22 protein-coding genes and 1 tRNA gene are annotated in these 26,687 nt (G+C 68.2%); 13 read left to right on the top strand and 10 right to left on the bottom strand.

Annotated features, from left to right (window positions below; genetic code table 11):
* Positions 1–68: 68 nt before the first annotated feature.
* The 5 genes from sucD to recA all read right to left on the bottom strand — a co-directional run bounded on the left by sucD (position 69) and on the right by recA (position 4,801).
* Positions 69–950, bottom strand: coding sequence for a succinate--CoA ligase subunit alpha (sucD, locus tag GO999_RS13845; RefSeq protein ID WP_011000514.1), 882 nt, complete (start codon positions 948–950; stop codon positions 69–71).
* Between the two features lie 84 nt (positions 951–1,034).
* The gene (sucC, locus tag GO999_RS13850) at positions 1,035–2,201 is read right to left on the bottom strand and encodes an ADP-forming succinate--CoA ligase subunit beta (RefSeq protein WP_011000513.1); all 1,167 of its coding nucleotides are present in this window, start codon (positions 2,199–2,201) and stop codon (positions 1,035–1,037) included.
* A gap of 66 nt (positions 2,202–2,267) precedes the next feature.
* A complete protein-coding gene (locus GO999_RS13855) occupies positions 2,268–2,894 on the bottom strand; it encodes a DUF2889 domain-containing protein (protein ID WP_197360772.1) in 627 nt (208 codons plus the stop codon).
* Positions 2,895–3,168: 274 nt separating this feature from the next.
* Entirely contained in the window at positions 3,169–3,648 is a 480-nt protein-coding gene (gene recX / locus GO999_RS13860) for a recombination regulator RecX (RefSeq protein ID WP_211906319.1), read from the bottom strand.
* A 94-nt stretch (positions 3,649–3,742) separates the two neighbouring features.
* On the bottom strand, positions 3,743–4,801 hold the full coding sequence (gene recA, locus GO999_RS13865) for a recombinase RecA (protein WP_011000510.1): 1,059 nt from the start codon (positions 4,799–4,801) through the stop codon (positions 3,743–3,745).
* Between the two features lie 276 nt (positions 4,802–5,077).
* Between recA and GO999_RS13870 the strand changes: the two genes are divergently transcribed.
* The 5 genes from GO999_RS13870 (at position 5,078) to GO999_RS13890 (ending at position 9,651) form a co-directional block, all read left to right on the top strand.
* Complete coding sequence (locus GO999_RS13870; protein ID WP_011000509.1) at positions 5,078–5,776, top strand: response regulator; 699 nt, start codon at positions 5,078–5,080, stop codon at positions 5,774–5,776.
* Positions 5,769–7,310 carry a sensor histidine kinase gene (locus GO999_RS13875; protein ID WP_019717565.1) on the top strand — a complete coding sequence of 514 codons (1,542 nt, stop codon included), beginning with the start codon at positions 5,769–5,771 and terminating at the stop codon, positions 7,308–7,310. Before GO999_RS13870 ends, GO999_RS13875 begins: the two co-directional genes overlap by 8 nt.
* Positions 7,307–7,624 carry a sodium/substrate symporter small subunit gene (locus GO999_RS13880; RefSeq protein ID WP_071507618.1) on the top strand — a complete coding sequence of 106 codons (318 nt, stop codon included), beginning with the start codon at positions 7,307–7,309 and terminating at the stop codon, positions 7,622–7,624. The genes GO999_RS13875 and GO999_RS13880 overlap by 4 nt, the downstream gene beginning before the upstream one ends.
* Positions 7,625–7,822: 198 nt before the next feature.
* A complete protein-coding gene (locus GO999_RS13885; protein ID WP_016723983.1) occupies positions 7,823–9,526 on the top strand; it encodes an MFS transporter in 1,704 nt (567 codons plus the stop codon).
* Positions 9,527–9,574: 48 nt separating this feature from the next.
* Positions 9,575–9,651 (top strand) — tRNA-Met (locus GO999_RS13890).
* A gap of 120 nt (positions 9,652–9,771) precedes the next feature.
* Here GO999_RS13890 and GO999_RS13895 read toward each other — a convergent pair.
* A complete protein-coding gene (locus tag GO999_RS13895) occupies positions 9,772–9,984 on the bottom strand; it encodes a hypothetical protein (protein ID WP_011000505.1) in 213 nt (70 codons plus the stop codon).
* A gap of 482 nt (positions 9,985–10,466) precedes the next feature.
* On the opposite strand from GO999_RS13895, the gene GO999_RS13900 reads away from it, so the two are divergent.
* Together GO999_RS13900 and GO999_RS13905 are read left to right on the top strand one after the other, a co-directional pair.
* Positions 10,467–11,663, top strand: a complete 1,197-nt coding sequence (locus tag GO999_RS13900; protein WP_020831282.1) for an FAD-dependent oxidoreductase — start codon at positions 10,467–10,469, stop codon at positions 11,661–11,663.
* Between the two features lie 20 nt (positions 11,664–11,683).
* A complete protein-coding gene (locus GO999_RS13905; protein ID WP_028852627.1) occupies positions 11,684–12,241 on the top strand; it encodes a hypothetical protein in 558 nt (185 codons plus the stop codon).
* Between the two features lie 35 nt (positions 12,242–12,276).
* On the opposite strand, the gene GO999_RS13910 is transcribed toward GO999_RS13905, so the two are convergent.
* The gene (locus tag GO999_RS13910; protein WP_016723985.1) at positions 12,277–13,017 is read right to left on the bottom strand and encodes a response regulator transcription factor; all 741 of its coding nucleotides are present in this window, start codon (positions 13,015–13,017) and stop codon (positions 12,277–12,279) included.
* A gap of 435 nt (positions 13,018–13,452) precedes the next feature.
* Positions 13,453–14,370 (bottom strand): LysR family transcriptional regulator, encoded by a 918-nt coding sequence (locus GO999_RS13915; RefSeq protein WP_011000501.1) that lies wholly within the window; start codon positions 14,368–14,370, stop codon positions 13,453–13,455.
* 154 nt (positions 14,371–14,524) lie between these two features.
* Here GO999_RS13915 and GO999_RS13920 point away from each other — a divergent pair, with 154 nt between their 5' ends.
* Entirely contained in the window at positions 14,525–15,421 is an 897-nt protein-coding gene (locus tag GO999_RS13920) for a pirin family protein (RefSeq protein WP_019717561.1), read from the top strand.
* A 49-nt stretch (positions 15,422–15,470) separates the two neighbouring features.
* Here the strand turns inward: GO999_RS13920 and GO999_RS13925 are convergent, their stop codons facing one another.
* Both GO999_RS13925 and GO999_RS13930 read right to left on the bottom strand, forming a co-directional pair.
* Complete coding sequence (locus GO999_RS13925) at positions 15,471–16,514, bottom strand: serine/threonine protein kinase (RefSeq protein ID WP_016723988.1); 1,044 nt, start codon at positions 16,512–16,514, stop codon at positions 15,471–15,473.
* Between the two features lie 5 nt (positions 16,515–16,519).
* Positions 16,520–18,160: a DEAD/DEAH box helicase gene (locus GO999_RS13930; RefSeq protein WP_211906320.1), complete on the bottom strand. Its 1,641-nt coding sequence runs from the start codon at positions 18,158–18,160 to the stop codon at positions 16,520–16,522.
* Between the two features lie 1,146 nt (positions 18,161–19,306).
* Between GO999_RS13930 and GO999_RS13935 the strand changes: the two genes are divergently transcribed.
* From GO999_RS13935 to GO999_RS13955, 5 genes are all read left to right on the top strand, one after another.
* Positions 19,307–20,329: a TetR/AcrR family transcriptional regulator gene (locus GO999_RS13935; protein WP_011000497.1), complete on the top strand. Its 1,023-nt coding sequence runs from the start codon at positions 19,307–19,309 to the stop codon at positions 20,327–20,329.
* A gap of 87 nt (positions 20,330–20,416) precedes the next feature.
* Positions 20,417–22,924 (top strand): acyl-CoA dehydrogenase, encoded by a 2,508-nt coding sequence (locus GO999_RS13940; RefSeq protein WP_211906321.1) that lies wholly within the window; start codon positions 20,417–20,419, stop codon positions 22,922–22,924.
* A gap of 18 nt (positions 22,925–22,942) precedes the next feature.
* Positions 22,943–24,355, top strand: a complete 1,413-nt coding sequence (locus GO999_RS13945) for a 3-oxoacyl-ACP reductase (RefSeq protein WP_211906322.1) — start codon at positions 22,943–22,945, stop codon at positions 24,353–24,355.
* 10 nt (positions 24,356–24,365) lie between these two features.
* On the top strand, positions 24,366–24,824 hold the full coding sequence (locus GO999_RS13950; RefSeq protein ID WP_248171880.1) for a hypothetical protein: 459 nt from the start codon (positions 24,366–24,368) through the stop codon (positions 24,822–24,824).
* Positions 24,825–24,911: 87 nt separating this feature from the next.
* Positions 24,912–26,648, top strand: a complete 1,737-nt coding sequence (locus GO999_RS13955) for an AMP-binding protein (RefSeq protein WP_211906323.1) — start codon at positions 24,912–24,914, stop codon at positions 26,646–26,648.
* The last annotated feature ends 39 nt before the right edge of the window (positions 26,649–26,687 follow it).

Below are 26,687 nucleotides of genomic sequence, written 5' to 3' on the forward strand. Positions count from 1 at the left end.
GGCGCGGCCGCCCAAACAAAAACGGGAGGCCAGGCCTCCCGTTCTCGCACAACCTCAAACCCTGCCGATTACAGCAGTGCCTTCAGCAGCCGGCCCATTTCGGACGGGTTCTTGGTGGCCTTGATGCCGCACTCTTCCATGATGTCGAGCTTGGCCTGCGCGGTGTCGGCGCCGCCCGAGATCAGCGCGCCGGCGTGGCCCATGCGCTTGCCCGGAGGCGCGGTCACGCCCGCGATGAAGCCGACCACCGGCTTCTTCATGTTGTCCTTGATCCAGCGCGCGGCGTTGGCTTCGTCCGGACCGCCGATCTCACCGATCATGACCACGGCGTCCGTGTCCGGATCGTCGTTGAACATCTTCATGACGTCGATGTGCTTCAGGCCGTTGATCGGGTCGCCGCCGATGCCGACAGCCGACGACTGGCCCAGGCCCAGCGCGGTCAGCTGGCCCACGGCTTCGTACGTCAGCGTGCCCGAGCGCGACACCACGCCGATGCGGCCCTTGCGGTGAATGTGGCCCGGCATGATGCCGATCTTGATTTCGTCCGGCGTGATCAGGCCCGGGCAGTTCGGACCCAGCAGCAGGGTCGTCTTGTTCTGCTTACGCATCTTGTCCTTGACTTCCATCATGTCGCGGACGGGGATGCCTTCGGTGATGCAGACCACCAGGTCCAGGTCGGCGTCGACGGCTTCCCAGATGGCGGCAGCGGCGCCGGCGGGCGGCACGTAGATGACCGAGACGGTCGCGCCGGTCTGGTCCTTGGCTTCCTTGACGCTGGCGTAGATGGGAATGCCTTCGAAATCTTCGCCGGCCTTCTTCGGGTTCACGCCCGCCACGAAGGCGTTCTTGCCGTTGGCGTAGTCGCGGCAGCCGCGGGTGTGGAACTGCCCGGTCTTGCCGGTGATCCCCTGGGTGATGACCTTGGTGTCTTTGTTGATCAGAATCGACATGCTGTAATCCTTTGCTTGGCTGCGAGCCGCCTCCCGGTGGCCGGGTGCCGCTCGCGTTCGCGTATGGTTCGTTCAGCGGGCGGCTTACTTGCCGGCGGCTGCGGCCACGACCTTCTGGGCGGCCTCTTCCATCGTGTCGGCGGCGATGATGGGCAGACCCGAGTCGGCCAGCATCTTCTTGCCGAGGTCTTCGTTGGTGCCCTTCATGCGGACCACCAGCGGCACCGACAGCGACACGGCCTTCGACGCGGCGATCACGCCTTCGGCGATCACGTCGCAGCGCATGATGCCGCCGAAGATGTTCACCAGGATGGCCTTCAGGCCCGGGTTCTTCAGCATCAGCTTGAAGGCTTCGGTGACCTTCTCGGTGGTGGCGCCGCCGCCCACGTCGAGGAAGTTGGCCGGCTCGCCGCCGAACAGCTTGATGGTGTCCATGGTGGCCATGGCCAGGCCGGCGCCGTTCACCAGGCAGCCGATGTTGCCGTCGAGCGAGATGTAGGCCAGATCGAACTTCGAGGCTTCGATTTCGTTGGCGTCTTCTTCATCCAGGTCGCGGTAGGCGACGATTTCCGGGTGACGGAACAGCGCGTTGGAGTCGAAGTTGAACTTGGCGTCCAGCGCGATGACCTTACCGTCGCCGGTCAGGATCAGCGGGTTGATTTCCGCCAGCGAAGCGTCGGTTTCCCAGAATGCCTTGTACAGGCCTTGCAGGGCTTGGCGGGCTTGCGGCACGCTCGCGTCGGGCACGCCGATCTTGCGGGCGATGTCGTCGGCTTCAGCGTCTTGCAGGCCGATTTGCGGATCGACGATCAGCGTGTGGATCTTTTCCGGGGTGTGGGCAGCGACTTCTTCGATGTCCATGCCGCCTTCGCTGGAGGCCATCAGGGCGACCTTCTGCGAGACGCGGTCCACCACCAGCGACACGTACAGTTCCTTCTTGATGTCCGCGCCTTCTTCGATCAGCAGGCGGTTGACCTTCTTGCCTTCCGGGCCGGTCTGGTGCGTCACCAGGGTCATGCCCAGGATGTTGCTGGCGTAGGTCTTCACCTCGTCCATGCTCTTGGCAACCTTCACGCCGCCGCCCTTGCCGCGGCCGCCCGCATGAATCTGCGCCTTCACGACCCACACCGGGCCGCCCAGGGTTTCAGCGGCCTTCAGGGCCTCTTCGACCGAAAAAGCCGGAATGCCGCGCGGAACCGGCACATTGTATTTGCGCAGGATTTCCTTGCCTTGGTACTCATGGATATTCATGCGTGTTTCCTTTGCTAGGCTGGATGAGTGTGATGAAGGTTGAAAACGCGAGCGCCCGGAAACCCGTCAGGACGACGTCCCCGATGACGGCTCGGCGATTGGCGGTTGGATCCTGGAGGCCGGCTGGTAGGCAAACCAGCGCGGATAATGCTTGCGGACCACCTCGCCCTCGAAATGCAGGGCATGGCAGCCATGAAGTTGATACGGTGGTGTCTCCCCGGGCTTGTTCGACCGGTGGTCGTCGGAATGGTCGCGTGCCGGCAAAGCATCCTCGGGGAACGCCTGAATAGCTGCGGTCGGCAGCACGGCGCACAGTTCGGTCAGATGCGTGCACCCCGCTACGCCGCCAAGTCTCTCACGGGCGGCCTTGCGGAAACCTTTCATCAGGTTCAGGCCGACCAGCTTGCGGTAGGCCGGGCCGATCGTGTCGCAGTGCGTGGGATAGGGTACCCAGTCGGAACACGCTTCGGCGTCCACGACGTTCATATGGATATCGATGGTGACGCGCAGCCACAGGTCGTGCAACGGCTGGCCTTGCGGCCGTACACGGCCGCTGACGAGCGGGATGTCATGGGGCTTGGTGTCCATCAGGCGGGCCTCGATGTCCCACAGGCCGTCTTCCCGCAAATAGGCCTCGACCGTGATGGCACGGCGATGGCGCGCGACGCGCGGGACGGGATTGGACAAAGGCATGGACCAGACAGACCGATAGGACCGACGCAGGCCGGCGCACGCAGATCGCGCGTGCCCGCACAACGTTCGCGACCAATGCACGCAAACGCAGTTGCCGCCACCGAAGTCGCGGGCAACATCAAAGCCGGGAATTCTAGCACGTCGTCATGACCGGACCGGGGCGCCTCGCAGGAACCCGCGCCGAACAGGTGACGACAAACGCCCAGGGTGCAACCTGCTGGGCCAGCGGCCCCGCCGCACTTTGCAAGCAACTGGTTGCATAATCGAGCGATCTTCAGACCGGTTCGTCTCCGTCGTCCAGCGGTGCATCCGCGCCCTGGATGATGCGCGATACCACCGCCCGGGAGAACCCGCGCGCCACCATGAACCGCACCTGCTTGGCACGTTCGGCCATGTCGGCAGGCGGGCGCCCGAAGCGGCGCTCCCAGACCGCCTTGGCGCGCACCATTTCGGAGGCCTGCAATTGCGCTTTGACCTCGCCCAGGGCGTCGTCGCCCAATTCGTGGGTTTTCAGCTCCTGCATCAGCCGGGCCGTGCCATAGCGGCTGGCCCGGCGATGCACCACGCTTTCGGCAAAGCGCGTGTTGGAGAGCCAGTTCTCGCCCTCCAGCCAGTCCAGCAATGCTTCCACCTCATCGACGGACTCGGCATGGGGAGCCAGCTTGCGGCGCAACTCCGCGCGGCTGTGCTCGCGCCGGGACAGGTAACCCAGCGCCCTCGCCTTCAGCGACAGCGGTTGACGTGGCAACGCCATCCGGACACGCTCCAAAGAAAAACGCCTACCGTCGCGAAACGGCAGGCGCGTCAATCTCGATACGGCTGTCGATCTGCGCCGACAGCCAACCCAATCAATCTTCCTCGACTTCCTCGGCCAGCGTGACGGCGCCCATCGGCGTCACGCCCAGGTGTTCGCGGACCTTGTTTTCGATCTCGCGGGCCAGTTCGGCGTTTTCGCGCAGGAATTCGCGGCAGTTGTCACGGCCCTGGCCGATGCGCTCGCCGTTGTAGCTGTACCAGGCGCCGGATTTCTCGACCACCTTGGCTTCCACGCCCAGATCGATGATCTCGCCTTCGCGCGACACGCCCGCACCGTAGAGGATGTCGAAGATCGCCTCGCGGAACGGCGGCGCCACCTTGTTCTTGACGACCTTGACCTTGGTCTCGTTGCCGACCACCTCATCGCCCTTCTTGATCGAGCCGATGCGGCGGATGTCCAGACGCACCGAAGCGTAAAACTTGAGCGCATTGCCGCCCGTGGTGGTTTCCGGCGAGCCGAACATCACGCCGATCTTCATGCGGATCTGGTTGATGAAGATCACCAGGCAGTTGGTGCGCTTGATGGTGCCGGTCAGCTTGCGCAGCGCCTGGCTCATCAGGCGGGCCTGCAGACCGGGCAGCGCGTCGCCCATCTCGCCTTCGATTTCGGCCTTGGGCACCAGCGCGGCCACCGAGTCGATGACGATCAGGTCGACCGAGCCCGAGCGCACCAGCGCGTCAGCGATTTCCAGCGCCTGCTCACCGGTGTCCGGTTGGGAGATCAGCAGGTCCGGCACCTTCACGCCGAGCTTGTCGGCATAGGTGACGTCCAGCGCATGCTCGGCGTCGATGAAGGCGCAGGTGCCGCCCAGCTTCTGCATCTCGGCGACCACCTGCAGCGTCAGCGTGGTCTTGCCGGACGATTCGGGGCCGTAGATCTCGACCACGCGACCGCGCGGCAGGCCGCCGACGCCCAGCGCGACGTCCAGACCCAGCGAGCCGGTGGACACAACCTGGACCGGCTCCACCTCGGCGTCGCCCATCTTCATGATCGAGCCCTTGCCGAACTGCTTTTCGATCTGCGCGAGCGCGGCAGCCAGCGCCTTCTGCTTTTCTGCGCTCATCGAGGCTGCCTTCTTGCCGTCTTCCATGGTCGTCCTTCGTGCAAATTGGTGTATAAACTGGCCGCAAGGGCCTGGGATTCCAGCGGTCGTCCGCAATGGCGGGCCGCGCGTCACCGTCCGGTGTCCGGGACATGGCCCAATTTCCATACTTTAGCGCCGCCAAGACTACAGCACCGCGCATTCGGGATACTGTATAAAAAACCAGTGGTTTTGACAAGTCTCCCGCTAGGACGTCGCGTGAAAAAATGTAGCGGGCGGGATGGACGGATCGGATGATCCGCCCGGCATTGCGGGGAGACACGCATGCGCATCCTGATTGCTGAAGACGACGCCACCCTGGCCGACGGGCTGACCCGTTCGTTGCGCCAGGCCGGCTATGCCGTCGACCGGGCCGCGGACGGCGCCGCCGCCGACGCGGCCCTTTCCGCGCAGACCGCGCAAACCTACGACCTGCTGATCCTCGATGTCGGGCTGCCGCGCCTGTCCGGCCTGGAAGTGCTCAAGCGGCTGCGCTCGCGCGGGGCGATGCTGCCGGTGCTGATCCTGACCGCCGCCGACAGTGTCGACGAGCGCGTCAAGGGCCTGGACCTGGGGGCCGACGACTACATGGCCAAGCCCTTTGCGCTGTCCGAGCTGGAGGCGCGCGTGCGGGCGCTGGTGCGGCGCGGCACCGGCGGCGGCGCCACGCTGGTCCGCCACGGGCCGTTGGCCTTCGACCAGGTCGGACGCATCGCCTACATCCGCGACCAGATGGTGGACCTGTCGGCGCGGGAGCTCGGGCTGCTGGAGATCCTGCTGTCGCGCGCCGGCCGGCTGGTCTCGAAGGAACAGCTGGTCGACCACCTGTGCGGCTGGGGCGAAGAAGTCAGCAACAACGCGATCGAGGTCTACGTGCACCGCCTGCGCAAGAAGATCGAGGTGGACGGCATCCGCATCGCCACCGTGCGCGGGCTCGGCTATTGCCTGGAACGCGTGAGCGTACCGGCTGCCGTCCATGGGTGACCGGCTGGCCTGGCCCTGGCGCCGGCCGCGCGCGGCGCCCGACCGCACCGCGCCGGGCGCCGACGACCACGATCTCGCCGACACCCTCCCCCACCTCGAGAACGACGCCACCCGGCCCATCGCCCGCTCACTGTTCGGCGAGATTCTCGACTGGATGCTCGCGCCGCTGCTGCTGCTGTGGCCGATGAGCATTGCGGTGACCTACCTGGTGGCCAAGTCGATCGCCAATGCGCCGTACGACCGCGCGCTGGAATCGAGCGCCATCGTGCTCAGCCAGCAATTGCACGAGGTCAACGGGCGCGTGACGTTGCAGTTGCCGATCTCTGCGCGGGAGATTCTGCGCGCGGACGAGACCGACAACATCTATTACCAGGTGCTCGGCAGCAGCGGCGAGTTCGTCTCCGGCGACCGCGATCTGCCGCTGCCCCCCGAGGAGGACGCCGGCGCCGGCAGCCTGGTGCAACTGCGCGACGACCGTATCCACGGTGCGGAGATCCGCGTGGCGTACACCTATGTGCAGCAGCCCGGCGCCCGGCCCGCGCTGGTGCAGGTGGCCGAGACGCTGGACAAGCGCGCGCAGCTGGCCAACGAGATCATCAAGGGTGTGATCCTGCCGCAGTTCGTGATCCTGCCGCTGGCGGTGATCCTGGTGTGGTTCGGGCTCACGCGCGGACTGGCGCCGCTCAACGCGATCCAGGAGCGCATCCGCGCGCGCAGCCCGGGCGACACGAGCCCCATCGACGAAGGCGCGGCGCCGCAGGAGCTGACGCCCCTGGTCGCCTCATTCAACGAGCTGCTCGGGCGCCTGGAGCAATCGGTGCAGACGCAGAAGCGCTTCATCGCCGACGCCGCGCACCAGATGAAAACACCGCTGGCCGGCCTGCGCATGCAGGCGGAGCTGGCGCAGCGCGAGCAGTCGCCCGACGAACTGCGCCGCACCCTGGCCCACATCGCCGACAGCTCGGAGCGCACCGCGCACCTGGTCAAGCAGCTGCTGTCGCTGGCGCGCATGGAGAACATGGGCGCGGCCGACGGCATGGTGCCGCTGGACCTGTGCGCGCTGTCGCGGCAGGTGGTGGCCGAGTGGCTGCCCAAGGCCTGGGCCAAGCAGATCGACCTGGGCTTCGAGGAGCCCGGCGCGCCGGTGACGACCTCCGGCAACGCCACCATGCTGGCCGAGATGCTCAACAACCTGCTCGACAACGCGATCCGCTATACGCCCGACGGCGGCCATGTCACGGTGCGCGTGACCACCGCGCCGTTCGAGCCCTTCGTGTTCCTAGATGTGGAGGACACCGGCCCCGGCATTCCGGCGGCCGAGCGCGAGCGGGTCATGCAGCGCTTCTATCGCATCCTCGGCACGCAGGCCGAGGGCAGCGGACTGGGCCTGGCGATCGTGCGCGAGATCGTGCAGCAGCACGGCGGCGACATCGCGGTGCTGGACTACGTCTACCAGTCGTCGCCGCGGCTGGCGGGGGCGCGGTTCCGCATCACCCTGCCGCGCGGCACGCCGGGCGAGGGGGCCTCGGCATGACGCCCGACGCCACATCGGACGCACCGACGCCCGCGCGCCGGCGCTGGATCTCCAACATGCGCTGGATCGCCGCGCTGCTGGGCGTGTGGTTCGTGGTGACCTTCGTGGTGGCGTTCTTCGCGCGCGACCTGTCGATGCGCATCTTCGACTGGCCCTTCGCTTACTGGGTGGCCGGCCAGGGTGCGCCCATCGCCTACGTGCTGATCACCATGCTGTATGCCTGGCGCACCAACCGGCTCGCCGATGCTGCGGCGCGAGACGCCGGCGCAGCGCAGCAGGACGCGCGCGCGACCTCACCGCCCCCCTCGATTTGATGCGCCGAAGCAGCCTCGGCAGGCCGCCGGCCATCGCGCACATCTGCGCGTATACCCCGACGAAAACGCCCCGTTTGGGGGGCGTTCGTGTCAGAACGCAGTAAGTTTCGGCTCCCACAATCGTTCGCAATTCCGCGGGCGCTGCGTTGCGTTGTCATGTCCCATGCCCAGCGGGAAGACTCACGAACAGGAGACAACATGGCAACCGTGCAAAGTGCACCGAACGCGCCCGTCGGGCGCATGCAGCCCTCGCCCATGACCCGGGAGGAGAAGAAGGTCATCTTCGCCTCCTCGCTGGGCACGGTGTTCGAGTGGTACGACTTCTATCTCTATGGGTCCCTGGCGGCCATCATCGCCAAGCAGTTCTTTTCCGGGCTGGACCCGACGGCGGCGTTCATCTTTGCGCTGCTGGCATTCGCGGCGGGCTTCCTGGTGCGGCCGTTCGGCGCGCTGGTGTTCGGCCGGCTGGGCGACATGATCGGGCGCAAGTACACCTTCCTGATCACCATCCTGATCATGGGCACGTCGACCTTCATCGTCGGCCTGCTGCCCTCCTACACCACGATCGGGGCGGCCGCACCGGTCATCCTCATCATGCTGCGCCTGCTGCAGGGCCTGGCGCTGGGCGGCGAGTACGGCGGTGCCGCCACCTACGTCGCCGAGCACGCGCCGCACGGGCGGCGGGGCAATTACACGTCGTGGATCCAGACCACCGCCACGCTGGGCCTGTTCCTGTCGCTGATCGTGATCCTGGTGGTGCGCGAGCTGACCGGCGCATCGTTCGAGGACTGGGGCTGGCGCATCCCGTTCCTGGTGTCGATCGTGCTGCTGGCCACGTCGGTGTACATCCGCCTGTCGATGAGCGAGTCGCCGGCGTTCCAGAAGATGAAGGCCGAGGGCAAGACCTCCAAGGCCCCGCTGACGGAATCGTTCGGCCAGTGGCGCAACCTGAAGATCGTGATCCTGGCGCTGGTGGGACTGACCGCCGGCCAGGCCGTGGTGTGGTACACGGGCCAGTTCTATGCGCTGTTCTTCCTGACGCAGGTGCTGAAGGTGGATGCGTTCACGGCCAACGTGCTGATTGCCGTGGCGCTGGCCATCGGCACGCCGTTCTTCGTGTTCTTCGGCTCGCTGTCGGACCGCATCGGCCGCAAGTGGATCATCATGGCCGGTTGCCTGCTGGCGGTGCTGACCTACTTCCCGCTGTTCAAGGCGCTCACCCACTATGCCAATCCGGCGCTGGAGCGTGCCCAGCAGACCGCGCAGATCACCATCAAGGCCGATCCGAAGGAATGCTCGTTCCAGGGCAGCCCGATCGCGCGGGAAGTCGATTTCCGCTCGTCGTGCGACATCGCCAAGCGCACGCTCGCGCAATCGTCGGCCAGCTATGAATCGGAAGACGCGCCGGCCGGCACCATCGCCTCGGTGACGATCGCCGGCAGGGAAATCGCCTCGCTCAACGCCAGCCGCACGGCCGACGGCCAGAACTTCGATGCCGACAGCAAGAAGAAGATCACCGACTTCAAGAAATCGGTGAGCGACGCGCTCAAGGCGGCGAACTACCCGAGCAAGGCCGACCCGGCGCAGATGAACACGGTGATGGTGCTGGTGATCCTGGTGATCCTGGTGATCTACGTGACCATGGTCTATGGCCCGATCGCGGCAATGCTGGTGGAGCTGTTCCCGACGCGCATCCGCTATACGTCGATGTCGCTGCCGTACCACATCGGCAACGGCTGGTTCGGCGGCCTGCTGCCGACCATCTCGTTCGCGCTGGTGGCGCAGCACGGCAACATCTACTACGGGCTGTGGTACCCGATCTGGATTGCCGCCATCACCTTCGTGATCGGGGCCCTGTTCGTGCGGGAGACCAAGGACGTCGACATCTATCGCCACGACTGACGATAGGTGCTTGACACCCCATCGGACAACGGTATAATCGCGGTTTTCGGCGAATTAGCTCAGTCGGTTAGAGCGACGGAATCATAATCCGCAGGTCCGGGGTTCGAGTCCCTGATTCGCCACCAGTCTCAAAAAAGCCGCGATCCCGCAAGGGTTCGCGGCTTTTTGCTTTGGGGCGTACTGGGCCGTGGCAATGTCGGCATCTGTCATATCGCCCCAGCCAGACCGGCGGCACGCCACCGCCCTCACAAGCACGGCAACAGGATGCATTGGCCCGCCAGCGGCCAGTGGGTCCCGCCGAAAACGAAGTCGATCCGCGCCAGGATGCCCGCGCTGTTGAGCAGGTCGAACAGCACGACCGCGACCAGGGCGACGAGCAGGAACGTGGCCAGGACCTTCAGCCCCTTCCGCTCAGGCGCCGCGGTCCGGTGCCTGGAAAGATGGTCGAGCGTTGACATGGCCGCTCCCGCAAGACGTCCTGACATCGAAGACAACACGCCGGGGCAACGCCGACACATGACGAGATCGTGCAAGGTCGCCATGGGGTGTCGGGGTTGACCTCGAGCTTCGCGGTATCTGTGTCCCGGAAGCCGGGCACACGGCTGAGGAGGAGGACCGCGAAATCGTTTGCCCAGGCAGAAAAATGCGTGCCTTGAGCCGTCAGAAGGAATACTGACGGCGCGCCCGTGACAATTTCGGGACAGAAACGCGGATGCAATCGCCAGGTGACCATGCCTGCACGCCAAGCGTGCCGTGGCCGTGGACAACGCCACGGAATGGCCCGGTCATCGGGCAACACAAGAAAAATGGCCCTGGCCGGCACATCCCGTTCGGCATTCACCGGGTCGATTGGCACCTCGATGCCTGTGGCGACGCTTCCTCGCGACACTGTACTGTGTGGCGCATCGCTATCATGCCGGTGTGACTCCGATGCGCTTCCATGACCGCTCTCCACCCACTGTCCATCGGCATCGCCGGCGCCGGCAATGCCGGCCTGGCTGCCGCCATCGCCTTTGCCCGGCAGGGCCACGATGTCCGCGTTTTCGAGAAACATCCGCAGTTGACGGCTATGGGCGCGGGGCTGTTGATCCAGCCGCAGGGCATCCGCGCGTTCGAGGCACTGGGCCTGGGCCGCGAACTCGAAGGGATCGGCGCGCCGATTGACCGGCTGCTCGGCCTGAGCCATCGGGGCTGGCGGCTGATCGACGTCGATCTGGCCGGCTCGCCTGGCCGCGCGGTGACACGCCCCGCGCTGTCGAACCTGCTGTTCGACGCGGCGCGGCGGGCCGGTGCGGCATTCAGCTTCGGCTGCGGCATCCGCGAACTCCACCGCGATGGGGTGCGGGCGCGGGTTGTGCACGCCGGTGGCGAATCGGGGTTCGACCTCTTCGTCATCGCCGATGGCGCGGCATCGACGCTGCGCGAGCAGGCCGGGCTGGCGGGGCCGTCGAGCCTCTACCGCTGGGGCACGCTGTGGTTCCAGGCGTGGGTGGACGGCTGGGACCCCCGCGCGCTGCAGCAACGCTTTCGCGGTACGCGCGAGATGATGGGCCTGCTGCCCACCGACACAGAGGGCCATCGCACGCGCCTGTCGATGTTCTGGAGCTTGCGCGGCGATGCCCTGGAGGCCTGGCGACGGACCGACATCGGGCAATGGAAGCAGCAGGTGCTGCGCCTGTGGCCGCAATCGGCACCGGTGGTCGAGCAGATCCGCGCGCACGACGACCTGCCGTTCGCCGCCTACCGCCATACCTGGCCGCGCGCCCTGGCCCGGCCGCCCTACTGCGTGATCGGCGACGCAGCCCACGCGATGAGCCCGCAACTGGGCCTGGGCACCACGCTGGCGGCACAGGACGCACTGGCCCTCGCCTGCGCCGTGCAGGCGCATGGGCCGGTCGACGGCGCCCTCGCCTACCATGCGCGCAGGCTGCGCACCGTGCAGGCCTACCAGACCGTCAGCCGTGCGCTCACGCCGTGCTTCCAGGCAACGCATGGGGGCTGGGCGCGCGACCTCGTGTTCGCCGCCGGCCTGCGCATCCCGGGCGTGCCCTGGCTGATGAAGCGCAGCCTGACCGAGCCGCCCGCGCGCGGCACCGCCATCGGCACCGTGCCCGCGAACGAAGAACCCCAGGCATGAATCCCTGACGAACCGTCCCTATGTCCCTGCTCGACACCTTCCTCCCCCGGCATCAGTTCAGCGAAATGCACCGGATCCGGATCGCGGCGGCGCCAGGCCGCGTGCTCGACGTGGTGCCGCAGCTTGATGTCGCCGACTTTCCGCTGGCGAAGCTGTTCCTGCATCTGCGCGCCCTGCCCGCGCGCGTGGCCGCATGGGCAGGCGCCAACACCAGCGCGCGGCGTGTCGATGCCACCTTCGGCCTGCACGATTTCACCGTGCTCGGACGCGACGGCGATCGCGAATGCGCATTCGGCCTGATCGGCCGGTTCTGGGAACCGACGGGCGGCCTGATCCGGGTGGCGGCGGACGACTTCCGCGGCTTCAGCGAACCCGGTGTTGCCAAGCTGGTCATGACGTTCATCGCCGAGCCCGACGATGCCGGCACGCTGCTGACCACGCGGACCTGCGTCCACTGCCCCGACGAAGCCACGCGACGCCGGTTTGCGCCGTACTGGTACCTCATCCGCGTGCCCAGCGGCTTGATCCGCCGGATGCTGCTGCAGCGGATCCGGCAACTGGCCGAAGCGCACGCTTAGTGCTTGGCTTGTCGCCGGACCTCCAACCCGCGGCGCTAGATCACCGCGGGTTCCGCGACGGATACTGCCAGGGTGCCGGTCTTGTCTGCGACGCTCAGGTGATCCAGGCGGTAGCCGTGCTTGTACACCGCCACCAGCCGGACCTCGTTCACCGGCTCGAGGCGCAGCTTCAGGCGGATGCGCGACACATGGCTGTCGATCGTGCGCGTGTACTCCGCCGAATTGCGGCCCCAGACCTGCCCGAAGATGTGGTCGCGCGACAGCGTGCGGCCCGCGTTGGCGAACAGCAGCATGGCCAGCTGGAACTCGATGCCGGTGAGCGCGAGCGGCGCACCGTGCAGCGTGACCAGCCGGCGCTGCGGATGGAAGTGATACGGGCCGACCGCGAACGGCATGCCGGCGTACGGTACCGGGTGGGCCCGGCGCAGCAGGGCTTCGACACGGGCGCGCAACTCGGGGATGTGGAACGGCTTGGTGATGTAGTCGTCCGCGCCCTGGCCCAGCGCCCGCACCAGGCCCCGCTCGCGGGCCTCGGCCGTGACGAAGAGGATCGGCAGGACTTCCTGGTGCCGGCTGCGCACGACACTCAGCAGATCGATGCCCAGCATGCCGGGCGTGTGCCAGTCGAGCACGAGCATGTCGTACGACGAGCGGCCCAGCATGCGCAGCAGCGTGGCGCCATTGGTGAACGTCACCACGTCGTGGCCGGACTGGGACAGGATCTGGGCGATGACTTCGCTCTGGAAGGGATCGTCCTCAAGCAAGGCGATGCGCATGATCGGGCTCCATGAAAAGCGGCAGGCGCCACATGCGCGTCACGACGGGCCGGCATGACGGGATGCGCTCCGTGGCATGGATTGCACTGCCCGCATTTTCATGGCGACGTATGGCACCGGCCATCGGAACAATCTGATTCTGCGGACCATGGCCGACAGGAACGGCCTCCGGCATCGTGACCGGAAACAAGCCGGGACAACGCGGCCCGGGCCGGCGCGGCTTCGCCGGGCGGCAAGGCCGGAACATCCAAGGCGCGCATGCCGGACCCGTCGCAGCACACGGGGAGCAGGCTGCAACGTTTCGCGAGGTCACGTCAGGAGCGTGCGCGATGCATCGCCCGACATGCGCGGGATGAATCATGCCGCGCGGCGCCCCGCGACAGCGTACGCGCCACAACATTTGACGATGGCGGCGTCAGTGCCCCCAGGCCGGGCTCATGCCGGATCGCTGCTGTCCAGCTCGTGGCGGATCGCTTCCGTCAGCATGTCGATCAGCAGGCGAACCCGCTTGGGAATGAAGCGGGCGGTGGGCGTGACCAGATGCAGGGGCTCGCCGCTGGTAGCATATTCGGGCAGCACCCGCACCAGGCGCGGCAGCGGGGCGTTGGCGCGGGCGACGCCGCCGGCATAGAGCGGCAGCGGGCCGATGCCGGCGCCGCTCGCGATCAGCGTTTCGAGATAGGACAGGCTGTCGGCATTCAGGCGCGCGCGCACGGCCACGGTCTTCAGGCCGTCGGGGCCGACCAGGCGCCATTGCGTCTCGCCGCGGCCGGTGCCGCGGAAATCGAGGCAGTTGTGATGACTCAGGTCGCGCACCGCCTGCGGCACGCCCTGCTTCTGCAGGTAGTCCGGCGAGGCGAACAGGCCGATGCGCAGCACGCCCAACGGCCGGGCCACCAGCGAACTGTCGGCCAGGCGCCCGACGCGGACCGCCAGATCGAAGCCCTCCTGCACGAGATCGACGTTGCGCGGCGTCAGCACCACGTCGAGGTCGATGTCGGGGTACTGCTGCATGAAGCGCGCCACGATCGGCGCGATCAGCAGCCGGCCGACGTCTTCGGGGGCCGTCATGCGCACCTTGCCGCGCGGCAGGTCCTGCAGTTCACCGGCGCAGGTGGTGGCGCGCTCGATCTCTTCCAGTGCATGCGACGCCACCTGGTACAGGCTCTGGCCGGCATCGGTCAGGTGCAGCGTGCGCGTGGTGCGCTGTAGCAGCCGGACGTTCAAATCCTGCTCGAGCGCGGCGATGCCCCGGCTGACCGACGACTTGGGCAAGTCCAGCCGCACCGCCGCCGCCGTGAAGCTCCCCGCTTCGACGACGCGCACGAACAGCGCCAGTTGGTTGAGATCCATGGTGTCTTCCTCGTATCGTGGGACCGGCTGGCCTGCCTTGTTTAATTGTCCCGCTGCAGGCAACATTTTTTCCCACGATACCCATCTAGTGCAAAAGGGGCAACCACCCTACATTCGGGATGTGACAGATTCCTTCCCGATTCAGGAGAACGCCATGGACACCCTCGTACAACCCCACGTGGAACACGCCCGCCGCGTCGAGCGCGTCGTCACCGGCCACGCCACCTCGGACGGCGCGGGCGTCAGGCTCACGCGCGTGCTGACCCAGCCGCTGCAGCGCCGGCTCGATCCGTTCCTGATGCTCGATGCCTTCCGCAGCGATGACCCGAATGACTATCTGGCCGGCTTCCCCGATCATCCGCACCGCGGCTTCGAGACGGTGACGTACATGATCGCGGGCCGCATGCGCCACCGCGACAACGCCGGCCACGAGGGCCTGCTGCAGACCGGCGGCGTGCAATGGATGACGGCCGGCAGCGGCATCGTGCATTCGGAGATGCCGGAGCAGGAGGACGGCGTGATGGAAGGCTTCCAGCTGTGGCTGAACCTGCCCGCGCGCGACAAGATGACGACGCCGTGGTATCGCGACATCCCCTCGGCCGAGATTCCCGGGTTCACGACGGAAGGCGGCGTGGCGGTGCGCGTGATCGCCGGCGAGTCGCATGGCGTGCAAGGCGCGATGACGCGCGATGCGACGCAGCCGCTGTACCTGGACCTCTCGCTGCCGGCGGGCGCGGCATTCGCGCAGCCGCTGCCGGCGCGGCACAACGCGTTCGTCTATGTGTTTCGCGGCAGCGCGCTGGTCGGCGATGCGCAGGCGCCGGGCGGTGCCGGACTGCAGCGCGTGGACGACAAGCAGATGGCCATCCTCGCCAACACGGAAGGCAGCGACGGCGTGGTGATCCGCGCGGACGATGCGCCGGCGCGCGTGCTGCTGGTGGCCGGCCAGCCGCTGAACGAGCCGATCGCGCAGTACGGCCCGTTCGTGATGAACACGCAGGAAGAGATCTTCCAGGCCGTGCGCGACTTCCAGGCCGGCAAGTTCGCCTGAGCGCATCGGGCGCCCGCCGCGTCCGCCAGAAAAAAACCGCCGCCTGGTGCTACCAGAGCGGCGGCTCGTCCAGCAGCGCGATCTGCTCGCGCAGCTCCAGCACGCGGTCCTGCCAGTAGCGCTGCGTGTTGAACCACGGGAAGGCCGCCGGGAACGCCGGATCGTTCCAGCGCCGCGCCAGCCAGGCGCTGTAGTGCAGCAAGCGCAGCGTGCGCAGCGCCTCCACCAGATGCAGCTCGCGCGTGTCGAACGCGCAGAAATCCTCGTAGCCGGCGAGCACGCTGGCCAATTGATGCCGCATCGACGCGCGATCGCCCGACAACAGCATCCACAGGTCCTGCACGGCGGGGCCGGTGCGGCTATCGTCGAAATCGACGAAGTGCGGGCCGGCGCTGCGCAGCGGATCGTTCTTGAGCGCATCGGCCTCGTCGATCCACAGCACGTTGGAGGCGTGGCAATCGCCGTGCAAGCGCAGCATCGCGACCTCGCCCGCGCGGTCGTAGCAGCGGCGCACGCCGTCGAGCGCGGCATCGGCCACGCTGCGCCAGGCGGGCAGCAGGTCGGGCGGGATGAAATCGTGTTCGAGCAGCCAGTCGCGCGACTGCACGCCGAAGGTGTCGATATCGAGCGTGGGCCGGGCCATGAACGGACGGCGCGCGCCGACGGCGTGGATGCGGCCGAGGAAGCGCCCCATCCATTCGAGCGTGTCGTCGCGGTCGATGGCCGGCACGCGGCCGGCGCAGCGCGGGAAGACGGCGAAGTGCCAGCGGTCGAAGGCGTGCAGCGTGCGGCCGTCGATTTCCAGCGGCGCGACCACCGGGATCTCGGCCGCCGCCAGCTCGGCGGTGAAGGCGTGCTCTTCGACGATCTGCGCGTCGTTCCAGCGCCCGGGGCGATAGAACTTGACGACCACCGGCGCGCCGTCTTCGATGCCCGCCTGGTAGACGCGGTTCTCGTAGCTGTTGAGCGCGAACATGCGGCCGTCCGGCATCAGCCCGACCTGCGCCAGCGCATCGAGAATGCTGTCGGGCGTCAGGCCGGCATAGGGCGCCTCGGACGCATCGGGCGATGGAGGCTGACCGTCGTGCCGCATGGATGTCAGGCCTTGCGGCCGCCGAGCAGTGCCGCTGCCTTGGCAAACAGGCCGTTGAACGGCTGCTTGGGTGCGGGCTGCGCCACCTTGGCCGGCTGCGCGGCTTGCGTGTTGGACGCACGGCGCTGGCCGCCCTGCCCGTTGCCTTGGCCGTTGCCCTGGCGCTGGCCGCGCGCATGCGATTGGCCGTTGCCGTTACCGCTGCCCTGACCGCCGCGCGGCTTCGGCGCGGCTTGGCCATCGCGCTGGCCTTGTGCCTGACGCTGGCGGCCGCCGCCATTGCGGCCTTGGCCCTGACCCTGCCCTTGACCCTGACCGCTGGCGCCCGACTCGCGGCGCGGCTCACGCGGCGCACGAGGCTCACGCGGCGCACGAGGCTCGCGCGGCGCGGCGTTGCCCGCGACCTGGCGCGGCGGCTGACTGCGACCGCCACCCTGGCGCGGCGCACGGGCACTGTTGCGGCCGTTCGGAATCGGCTCCGGCGCGATGGTCGGGTCCGGCTCGAAGCCCGCCAGGACGGTGCGCGGCAGTTCGCGCTTGATCAGGCGCTCGATGTCGCGCAGCAGGCCATGCTCGTCCACGCACACCAGCGAGATCGCCTCGCCCTGCGCGCCCGCGCGGCCGGTGCGGCCGATGCGGTGCACATAGTCTTCCGGCACGTTGGGCAGGTCGAAGTTGACCACGTGCGGCAGTTGGTCGATATCGATGCCGCGCGCGGCGATGTCGGTGGCGACCAGCACGCGCAGCGTCCCGGCCTTGAACTCCGACAGCGCCCGCGTGCGCGCCGACTGGCTCTTGTTGCCGTGGATGGCCAGCGCCGGGATGCCGTCGCGCGTGAGCTGCTCGGCCAGGCGGTTGGCGCCGTGCTTGGTGCGCGTGAAGACCAGCACCTGGTGCCAGTCGTTGTCGCTCACGAGCTTGGCGAGCAGTTCGCGCTTGCGTTCGCGGTCGACCGGGTAGATGCGCTGTTCGACCGTCTCGGCGGTGGTGTTGCGGCGCGCGACTTCGATCAGCGCGGGCTGATCCAGCAGGCGGTCGGCCAGCGCGCGAATATCATCCGAGAACGTCGCCGAGAACAGCAGGTTCTGGCGCTTGGGCGGCAGGATGTTGAGGATCTTGCGGATGTCGTGGATGAAGCCCATGTCCAGCATGCGGTCGGCTTCGTCCAGCACCAGCAGTTCGATGTGCGACAGATCGATGGTGCGCTGGCCGACGTGGTCCAGCAGACGGCCCGGCGTGGCCACGACGATATCGACGCCGCGCTTGAGCGCATCGATCTGCGGATTGATGCCGACGCCGCCGAACATCACCATCGACTTCAGCGGCAGGTACTTGCCGTAGGCGCGCACGCTCTCTTCCACCTGCGCGGCGAGCTCGCGCGTGGGTGTGAGCACCAGCGCACGGATGGGATAGCGCATGCCGTGGGGCGTCTGCACCTTGTTGGGCTGCACAGCGGACAGGCGATGCAGCAGCGGCAATGTGAAGCCGGCGGTCTTGCCGGTGCCGGTCTGTGCACCGGCAAGCAGGTCACCGCCCTTGAGGATCGCGGGGATGGCCTGGCGTTGAATCGGGGTGGGTTCTGCGTAGCCGAGTTCGGCAACGGCACGTACCAGCTTGTCTGACAAGCCGAGTTCGGAAAACGACATGGAAAAGCAATTGGACCGGCGTGTCCCGCGCATTCGTTCGTGCGCCAATCGTGGACAGAGCCTGGGTAGGTGACGGGGCGACTGGACCCCGGGGACTGCGAAGGGCGGTAGTTTAACAGGATGCTGCGTAAAGACTGGTTTTGGTCCTGGCCTTGGGGTTGGGTGCTGGTGGTGCGTCCCGGGTTTCGTCCCCTGCCGGGGCTGGGCTTGGTGGTCCATCCCTGGTTTCGTCTCCCGCCAAAGCCGGGCTTGGTGGTGCATCCCTGGTTTCGTCTCCCGCCAAAGCCGGGCTTGGTGGTGCATCCCTTGTTTCATCCCCCGCCGAAGCCGGGCTTAGTGGTCCATCCCTGGTTTCATCCCCTGCCGGGGCTGACTCACTTTCTTTGTCTTGCCAAAGAAAGTAAGCAAAGAAAAGCGCGCCCGATGCGGCGACACCCTCCTTGAATTTGTGTTGCAGGGAGGGGAAGGGGGCAAACTCGCTTCGCTCAGACAGCCCCCTTCCTTTTTCCTCCCTGCAACACAAATTCAAGGCGCCGCATAGGGCAAGGGCAAAGCAAACCATCTGACACGAGACGTACCATCAAAATTGGCTTTGGCGTTTGCCTGCGCCGCTCGTCGGTTTGGCCGTTCCTGCCCTAGATGGCGCCTTGAATTTTTGTTACGGGGAGGAAAAAGAGAGGGGGCTGTTTGAGCGAAGCGAGTTTGCCCCCTCTCCCTCCCCGTAACAAAAATTCAAGGAGGGGGTCGCCATCTCGGGCGCGCCTTTCTTTGCTTACTTTCTTTGGCAAGACAAAGAAAGTGAGTCGGCCCCGGCAGGGGCCGAAACACAGGATGCACCACCAGCACCAAACCAAACCAAACCAAACCAAACCAAACCAAACCAAACCAAACCAAACCACCATCAGCCAAACACCAACGCCCCCAAAAAGTTTGCACACACTCCCACAACAACCCTCATGCCTCATACATCAACGCACGAACCCCAAGCCGTCTAGAGCCCCCCCTCGAATTGCGACCTTGGCGTTTTAAAACATCCGTTCCTAACATGCCCGCACCACCCAATACATACGTTTGAATCGTACGTTCGAGCGCTGCACCGCAGCAATGGAACGCGTGATCGGCCCCCAAAACAACGAGGCAGGAGACATGGCCCGTCCTGGCGCAGGAGACACCAAGAACCGCATTCTGGAAGCCACCGAACTGCTGTTCATCGAGTTCGGCTACGAGGCGATGTCGTTGCGGCAGATCACGGCGCGCGCTAAGGTCAACCTGGCCGCCGTCAACTATCACTTCGGCAGCAAGGAAGCGCTGATGCAGTCAGTGCTCGGCCGCCGGCTCGACCCGCTCAACACGCGCCGGCTGGCGCTGCTGACCGCGTGCGAGGAGCGCTGGCCGCAGCGGCTGAGCTGCGAGCATGTGCTGGGCGCGCTGTTCGTGCCCGCGCTGCAGATGGCGCGCACCCCCGACACCGGCGGCCCCGCCTTCCTGCGGCTGATGGGCCGCGTGTATTCCGATACGTCGCCGTTCGTGCAGAACTATCTGCTCGGCCACTATGCGCCCGTCTTCGACCGCTTCTTCGAAGCGTTCTCGCGCACGCTGCCGGGCCTTCCCCGCGCCGAGCTCGGCTGGCGGCTGCATTTCGCGCTCAAGGCGCTGGCCGGCGTGCTGGCCGGCGATGACCTCAACAACCTGCTGCCGCTGTTCACGCAGGGCAAGCCGATGAACGATGCGACCCTGCTGGCGCGCCTGACCGCGCTGGTGGTGGCCACGCTCAACGCGCCGCTGCCGGGCGACGAGGCGGGCGCGCTGGACCAGGTGGTGGAACTGGCCGAGGTCCAGCCCCCCGCATCCACGGCGCCGGCGGACGACGATTCCACCGGCAACGGGGGCGGCGGCGCGGACCGAGGCACCGAGCGCGCCGGCAGCCCGCCGCATGCCGCGCCCTTCTCCGGCGACCCGTTCGGCCGGACCGCGGCATCGCGCGCCGACGCCGGGGCCGCACGCAACGACACAGCCGACGACGACAGCGACAACGTGGATGGCAGCAGCACCGCGCCGCAGGCCACACCCTCCGCGCGGACCCGTGCCCTGGCGATCCGCCGCAGCAACGCGGCCCGCGCCATCTTCCCGGCCAATCCGATGCGGCCCTGGCGCAGCCCCGGCGCCTGAGCCCGTGCGGGGCTTGCGGATGCGCCGCTCACCGGATGCCGGCGGGCAAGGCATCCGGCCCCACGAACGCATGGACCGGAGACCATCATGACGATCTGGATCGTCCTGCTCTGCATCGGCGCGCTCGGGCTCGCCAGCATGGAAGCCCCGGCGCTGGCGTGGCTGGCGGGCACGGCCGTCTGGCTCGCGGCCGGCGCGTGGCTCGGCCTGGCGGGCCCGGTGGCGACTGCCGTGCTGGCCATCGTGCTGGTGCTGCCCGCCCTGCTGCTCACGCTCAAGCCGCTGCGCCGCGCGCTGGTCACGCGGCCGGTACTGGCGACGTTCCGCGCGATCCTGCCGGAGATGTCGCAGACCGAGCGCGACGCCATCGAAGCCGGCACGGTGTGGTGGGATGCCGAACTGTTCTCCGGCCGCCCCGACTGGAAACGGCTGCGCGCGGCCCCGGCGCCACAGCTGACGCCGGAGGAGCAAGCCTTCCTCGACATCGAGACCGGGAAGCTGTGCGACCTCGCCAACGACTGGGAGAGCACGCAGGTCTGGCAGGACCTGTCGCCCGAAGCGTGGGCCTATGCCAAGCAGGCCGGCTTCCTCGGCATGATCATCCCCAGGGAATACTGCGGCAAAGGGTTCTCGGCCTATGCGCACTCGCAGGTGGTGATGAAGCTGGCGACGCGCTGTTCGGCGGCGGCGGTGTCGGTGATGGTGCCGAACTCGCTGGGCCCGGCCGAGCTGCTGCTGCACTACGGCACCGACGCGCAGAAGGCCTACTACCTGCCGCGCCTGGCGCGCGGCGAGGAGATCCCCTGCTTCGCGCTGACCAACGCCTACGCCGGCTCGGACGCCGCCGCCATCCCCGATGTGGGCGTGGTCTGCCGCGGCCTGCACGAGGGCCGCGAGACGCTCGGCCTGCGCGTGACCTGGAGCAAGCGCTATATCACGCTCGGGCCGATCGCGACGGTGCTGGGGCTGGCCTTCCGCGTGGTCGATCCGGACGGCCTGCTGGGCGACGACAAGGCGCCCGGCATCACCTGCGCGCTGATCCCGACGCGGCATCCGGGCGTCAACATCGGCCGCCGCCACTGGCCGCTCAACGCGGTGTTCCAGAACGGCCCGAACTGGGGCAAGGATGTGTTCATCCCGATCGACTGGGTGATCGGCGGGCAGGCGCAGGTGGGGCGCGGCTGGCGCATGCTGATGGAATGCCTGGCGGCGGGCCGCGCGATCTCGCTGCCGTCGTCCAACGTCGGGATGGCCAAGCTGGCGGTGCGCGCGACCGGCGCCTATGCCGCCGTGCGCCGGCAGTTCCGCACGCCCATCGGGCAGTTCGAGGGCATCCGGGAGGCGCTGGGCCGCATGGGCGGCAACCTCTACACGATGGATGCGGCGCGCCGGCTGTCGGCGCTGGCGGTGGACCTGGGCGAGAAGCCGTCGGTCATCTCCGCCATGGCCAAGTACCACGTCACCGAGCGCGCCCGCGACGTGATCAACGATGCCATGGACATCGTCGGCGGCAAGGGCATCTGCATGGGGCCGAACAACTTCCTGGCGCGCGCGTACCAGCAGATTCCGATCGCCATCACGGTGGAGGGCGCCAACATCATGACGCGCTGCCTGATCATCTTCGGCCAAGGCGTGATCCGCTGCCACCCGTACGTGCTGCGCGAGATGACGGCCGCGCAAGGCGCCGATTCGCCCGCGAGCCTGCGCGCCTTCGACGCGGCGCTGTTTGGCCACGGCGCCTTCGTCGCCGGCAACCTGGTGCGTGCGCTGCTGCATGCGCTGTCGGGCGGGCGCGCGACGGCGGCGCCATCGGATGCCGCGCCGGCGCTGCGCCGCTACTATCGGGCCGTCAACCGCTTCTCGACCGCGCTGGCGCTGCTGGCCGATGTGTCGATGTTCACGCTGGGCGGCACGCTCAAGCGCCGCGAGAGCCTCACCGGGCGGCTGGGCGACATCCTCTCGCAGCTGTACCTGGTGAGCGCCGTGCTCAAACGCTTTGAAGACGACGGCCGGCCGGCCGACGATGCGGCGCTGGCGCACTGGTCGGCGCAGGACGCGCTGGCCCGCGCCTACGACGCGCTCGACGGCGTCCTGGCGAACTTCCCGAACCGCGCCGTGGCCGGCGTGCTGCGCATGCTGACCTTCCCGTTCGGCTCGCCGTATCGCCGGCCGGCGGATGCGCTGTCGGCGCGGGTCGCCGAGCTGGTGCAGACGCCGGGCGCGGCGCGCGATCGCCTGCTCGCCGATTCATACTGCCCGGCGCCCGAGACCGACCCGATCGCCTACGGAGAAGCCGCCTTCCGCTTGCAGCCGGCGGTCGATGCGATCGAACGGCGCTTGAAACCCGCCATCCGCGCGGGCAAGCTTGCGCCCGTGCCGCAGAGCCTGCCCGAGTTCGAAGCGTGGACCGCGCAGGCCCTGGCGCAACACCTGATCGACGAGGAAGAGCGCGCCCGCCTCTGCGACTATGCCCGCTATGGCGAGCACGCCGTCGCCGTGGACGACTTCCCGCCCGACTTCAACCTGCTGGCCGACCTGCAGCGCCGCAAAGCCGCGCTGGAGGCCCTGCAAGCGGCCGGGCAGCATGCCGCCTGATCCCTCCCCCACCATCCGATGCAAGACAAGTATCTCGATTTCGTCCGTTCCGGCTTCGGCAAATGGCTGTCGACCAACCTCGGCCTGCCGCAGCCGGTCCCGCTGCGCCGCCATCGCCCCGGCGAACCCGAATTCGCCGGCCCCTTCCTGGTGGGCGCGGCGCCGGGCGGGGCACTGCGCGAGACGCTGGCCGCGCTGTTCGCCGGGATGGGCGTGCCGACGCGCTTCCACGACAGCCACCCCGAATGGCTGGGCGCCGCCAACCGGCAGGGGCAGATCACTGGCCGCTTCGTCGCGCCCACGGGCCAGGAAGGCGAGGCGTCCGACCGCCTCGGCGGCATCGTGTTCGACGCGACGGGCATCGCATCGACCGAGGGGCTGGAGGCGCTGTACACCGTGTTCCACGACGGCGTGCGCGCGATCGGCCGCTGCGGGCGCGTGGTGGTGATCGGCCGGCCGCCCGAGGGCTGCGCGGCGCCGCAGGCGGCGATCGTCCAGCGCGCGCTGGAAGGGCTGACGCGCTCGCTCGGCAAGGAGATCCGGCGCGGCTGCACGGTGCAGCTGGTCTATGTGGCCGAGGGCGCGGAGCCTGCGGCGGCGTCCACGCTGCGCTTCTTGCTGTCGGCGCGTTCGGCCTACGTGTCGGGGCAGGTGGTGCGCGTGCGGCCGGCAACGGCGGCCACGGTGGACTGGCAACAGCCGCTCGCCGGACGCACGGCGCTGGTGACCGGGGCGTCGCGCGGCATCGGCGCGGCCATCGCGCAGGTGCTGGCGCGCGACGGCGCGCGCGTGCTGTGCCTCGATGTGCCGGCCGCGCAGCCGGCGCTCGACGGCGTCGCCAGGGCCATCGGCGGCGAGGCGCTCGCCTACGACATCGCCGAGGCCGAGACGCCCGCGCGCCTGGCCCGACAGCTCGCGGCGATGGGCGGCATCGACATCCTGGTCCACAACGCCGGCATCACGCGCGACAAGACCATCGCCCGCATGACCGAAGCCGCGTGGCGCAGCGTGCTGGACATCAACCTCGCCGCGCAGCAGCGCATCAACGACGCGCTGCTCGCCGCCGGCGCGCTGCATGCGGGCGGCGCGATCGTCTGCGTGTCGTCGATCAGCGGCATCGCGGGCAACCCCGGGCAGACCAACTACGCCACCGCCAAGGCCGGCGTGATCGGCCTGGTGCAGGCCTGCGCCCCGCTGCTGGCCGAGCGCGGCATCACCATCAATGCCGTGGCGCCGGGCTTCATCGAGACGCAGATGACGGCGGCGGTGCCGTTCGCCATCCGCGAGGCGGGCCGGCGCATGAATGCGATGGCCCAGGGCGGACAGCCGGTGGACGTGGCCGAAGCCATCGCGTGGCTCGCCTGCCCGGCCTCGAACGGCGTGACCGGCAACGTCGTGCGGGTGTGCGGGCAAAGCCTGCTCGGGGCGTAGGCGCCGCATCGTGCGAACCGCCGCCGCGCTCACCTGCCCGATCGCCCCGCCCTGCGTCGCCGCGCCGACGTGGGTGGCCGAAGCGCCGTCGGCCAGCGCACTGGCGTGGCGCAAGGGCCGGCGCGGCGGACCGCTGCCGCGCCACGTGCGTGTGCGCCAAGAGGTGCCGCTCGACGCCGCGCACATCACGCGCGATGCGGCCGTGTGCGGCGTCTCGCCCGCGCACGACGTGCCGCTGACGTATCCGCACCGGCTCGGCTTTCCGCTGCAACGGATGCTGACGACAGAGCGGGCCTTTCCCTACCCGGTGATCGGCCTGGTACACCTGGGCCACGCCATCCGCCAGCACCGCCCCCTGACGCCGGGCGAGTGCGCGCGGGTGGAAGTCCGGCCGCGCCGGCGGTTCCGGCATGCGCGCGGCCAGGGCGTGGTCGCCATCCTCGAACGACCGGAGCGCATGCACGGCTGACCGACGCGCGGGCCGAACGGGAACGGCCCTGAACCCACCCCGGGCGGCAGACCACAACCACGCGCCGCCGCCCATGGAGGCGACACCATGACCACCGCTGCCGAACGCAGCCGCCTGGCCGACCGCATCTGGCTGCAGTCGTACCCCGAGGGCGTGCCGGCGGAGATCGACCCCGAGCGCTACCGCTCGCTGGTCGAGGTGTTCCGCGAATCGGTGCTGAAGTACCGCGGCCGCGCCGCCTATGTCAGCATCGGCACCGAGATGACCTACGGCGAATGCGAGACGCTGGCCACGCGCTTCGCCGCCTGGCTGCAGGCGTGCGGCGTGCGCAAGGACGACCGCGTGGCGATCATGCTGCCCAACAGCCTGCAATATCCGGTATGCCTGTTCGGCACGCTGCTGGCCGGCGCCATCGTGGTCAACGTCAATCCGCTCTACACCGCGTCGGAGCTTGCGCACCAGTTGCGCGACTCGGGCGCGCAGACCATCGTGGTGCTGGAGAACTTCGCCCGCACGCTGGAGCAGGCGCTGCCGGGCACCGGCGTGCGCAACATCGTGCTCACCGGCATCGGCGACCTGCTGGGCGGCGCCCTCAACCTCAAGGGCCGCGCGCTGAACTTCGCGATGCGCCACATGCGGAAGCAGGTGCCGCCGCACCGCCTGCCCTCGCCGATCCGGCTGCGCGACGCCCTGGCCGAAGGCGGCACGCACGCGCTGCAGCCGGTGCCGCTCGGCCCGCAGGACATCGCCTTCCTGCAATACACCGGTGGCACCACCGGCGTGGCCAAGGGGGCAATGCTGACCCACCGCAACATCGTCGCCAACCTGCAGCAGGCCGAGGTGTGGTCCCAGGGCATGCTGTCGGGCGAGGTGCAGACCAACGTCACGCTGCTGCCGCTCTATCACATCTTCTCGCTCACGGTGAACCTGCTGATGCTCATGACCCTGGGCGGGCGCAATATCCTGATCGCCAATCCGCGCGACACCCGGCGGGTGCTGTTCCTCCTGCGCCGCGAGCGGTTCTCGTGCATCGCGGGCGTCAACACGCTGTTCAACGCGCTGCTGGAGGATCCCGGGTTCGCCCGGCGCGATTTCTCGGCCATGAAGATCACCATCGGCGGCGGCATGGCGGTGCAGCGGGCCATCGCCCAGCGCTGGAAACAGGTGACCGGCCACACTATCGTAGAGGGCTATGGACTCACGGAGTGCTCGCCAGTGGTGACAATGAACCCGCCCGACATCGCCGAGCTCACCGGCTCGATCGGGCTGCCGATGCCGTCCACCGAGGTGCGCTTCATGCGCGACGACGGCAGCAGCGCGCCGGTGGGCGAGCCGGGCGAACTGCAGGTGCGCGGCCCGCAGGTGATGCACGGCTACTGGCAGCGCGCCGAAGAGACCGCCAGGGCGATGAGCACCGACGGCTGGTTCTCCACCGGCGACATCGGCGTGATGGACGCGCGCGGCTACATCCGCCTGATCGACCGCAAGAAGGACATGATTCTGGTCTCCGGCTTCAACGTGTACCCCAACGAGATCGAAGACGTGATCGCACTGCACCCCGACATGCTGGAAGTGGCCGCCATCGGGGTGCCCGACCCGGTGGCCGGCGAGCGCGTGAAGGTCATCGTGGTGCCGCGCGGCGATGCGCTCACCGAAGCCGCCCTGCTGGCGCACTGCCGCGCCCACCTGACCGGCTACAAGGTGCCGCGCTTCGTCGAGTTCCGCCGCGAGGGCCTGCCCAAGTCGGCCGTCGGCAAGATCCTGCGCCGCGCGCTGCGCGACAGCGATCCGGACATCCAGCGCGCCCGCGCTGCCCGGGCCTGACCGGGACGGCGCCCGCCGCGACAGCAGGCCCCACAGGAG

Source organism: Ralstonia nicotianae, assembly GCF_018243235.1.
In the GTDB taxonomy this organism is placed as follows: Bacteria; Pseudomonadota; Gammaproteobacteria; order Burkholderiales; family Burkholderiaceae; genus Ralstonia; species Ralstonia nicotianae.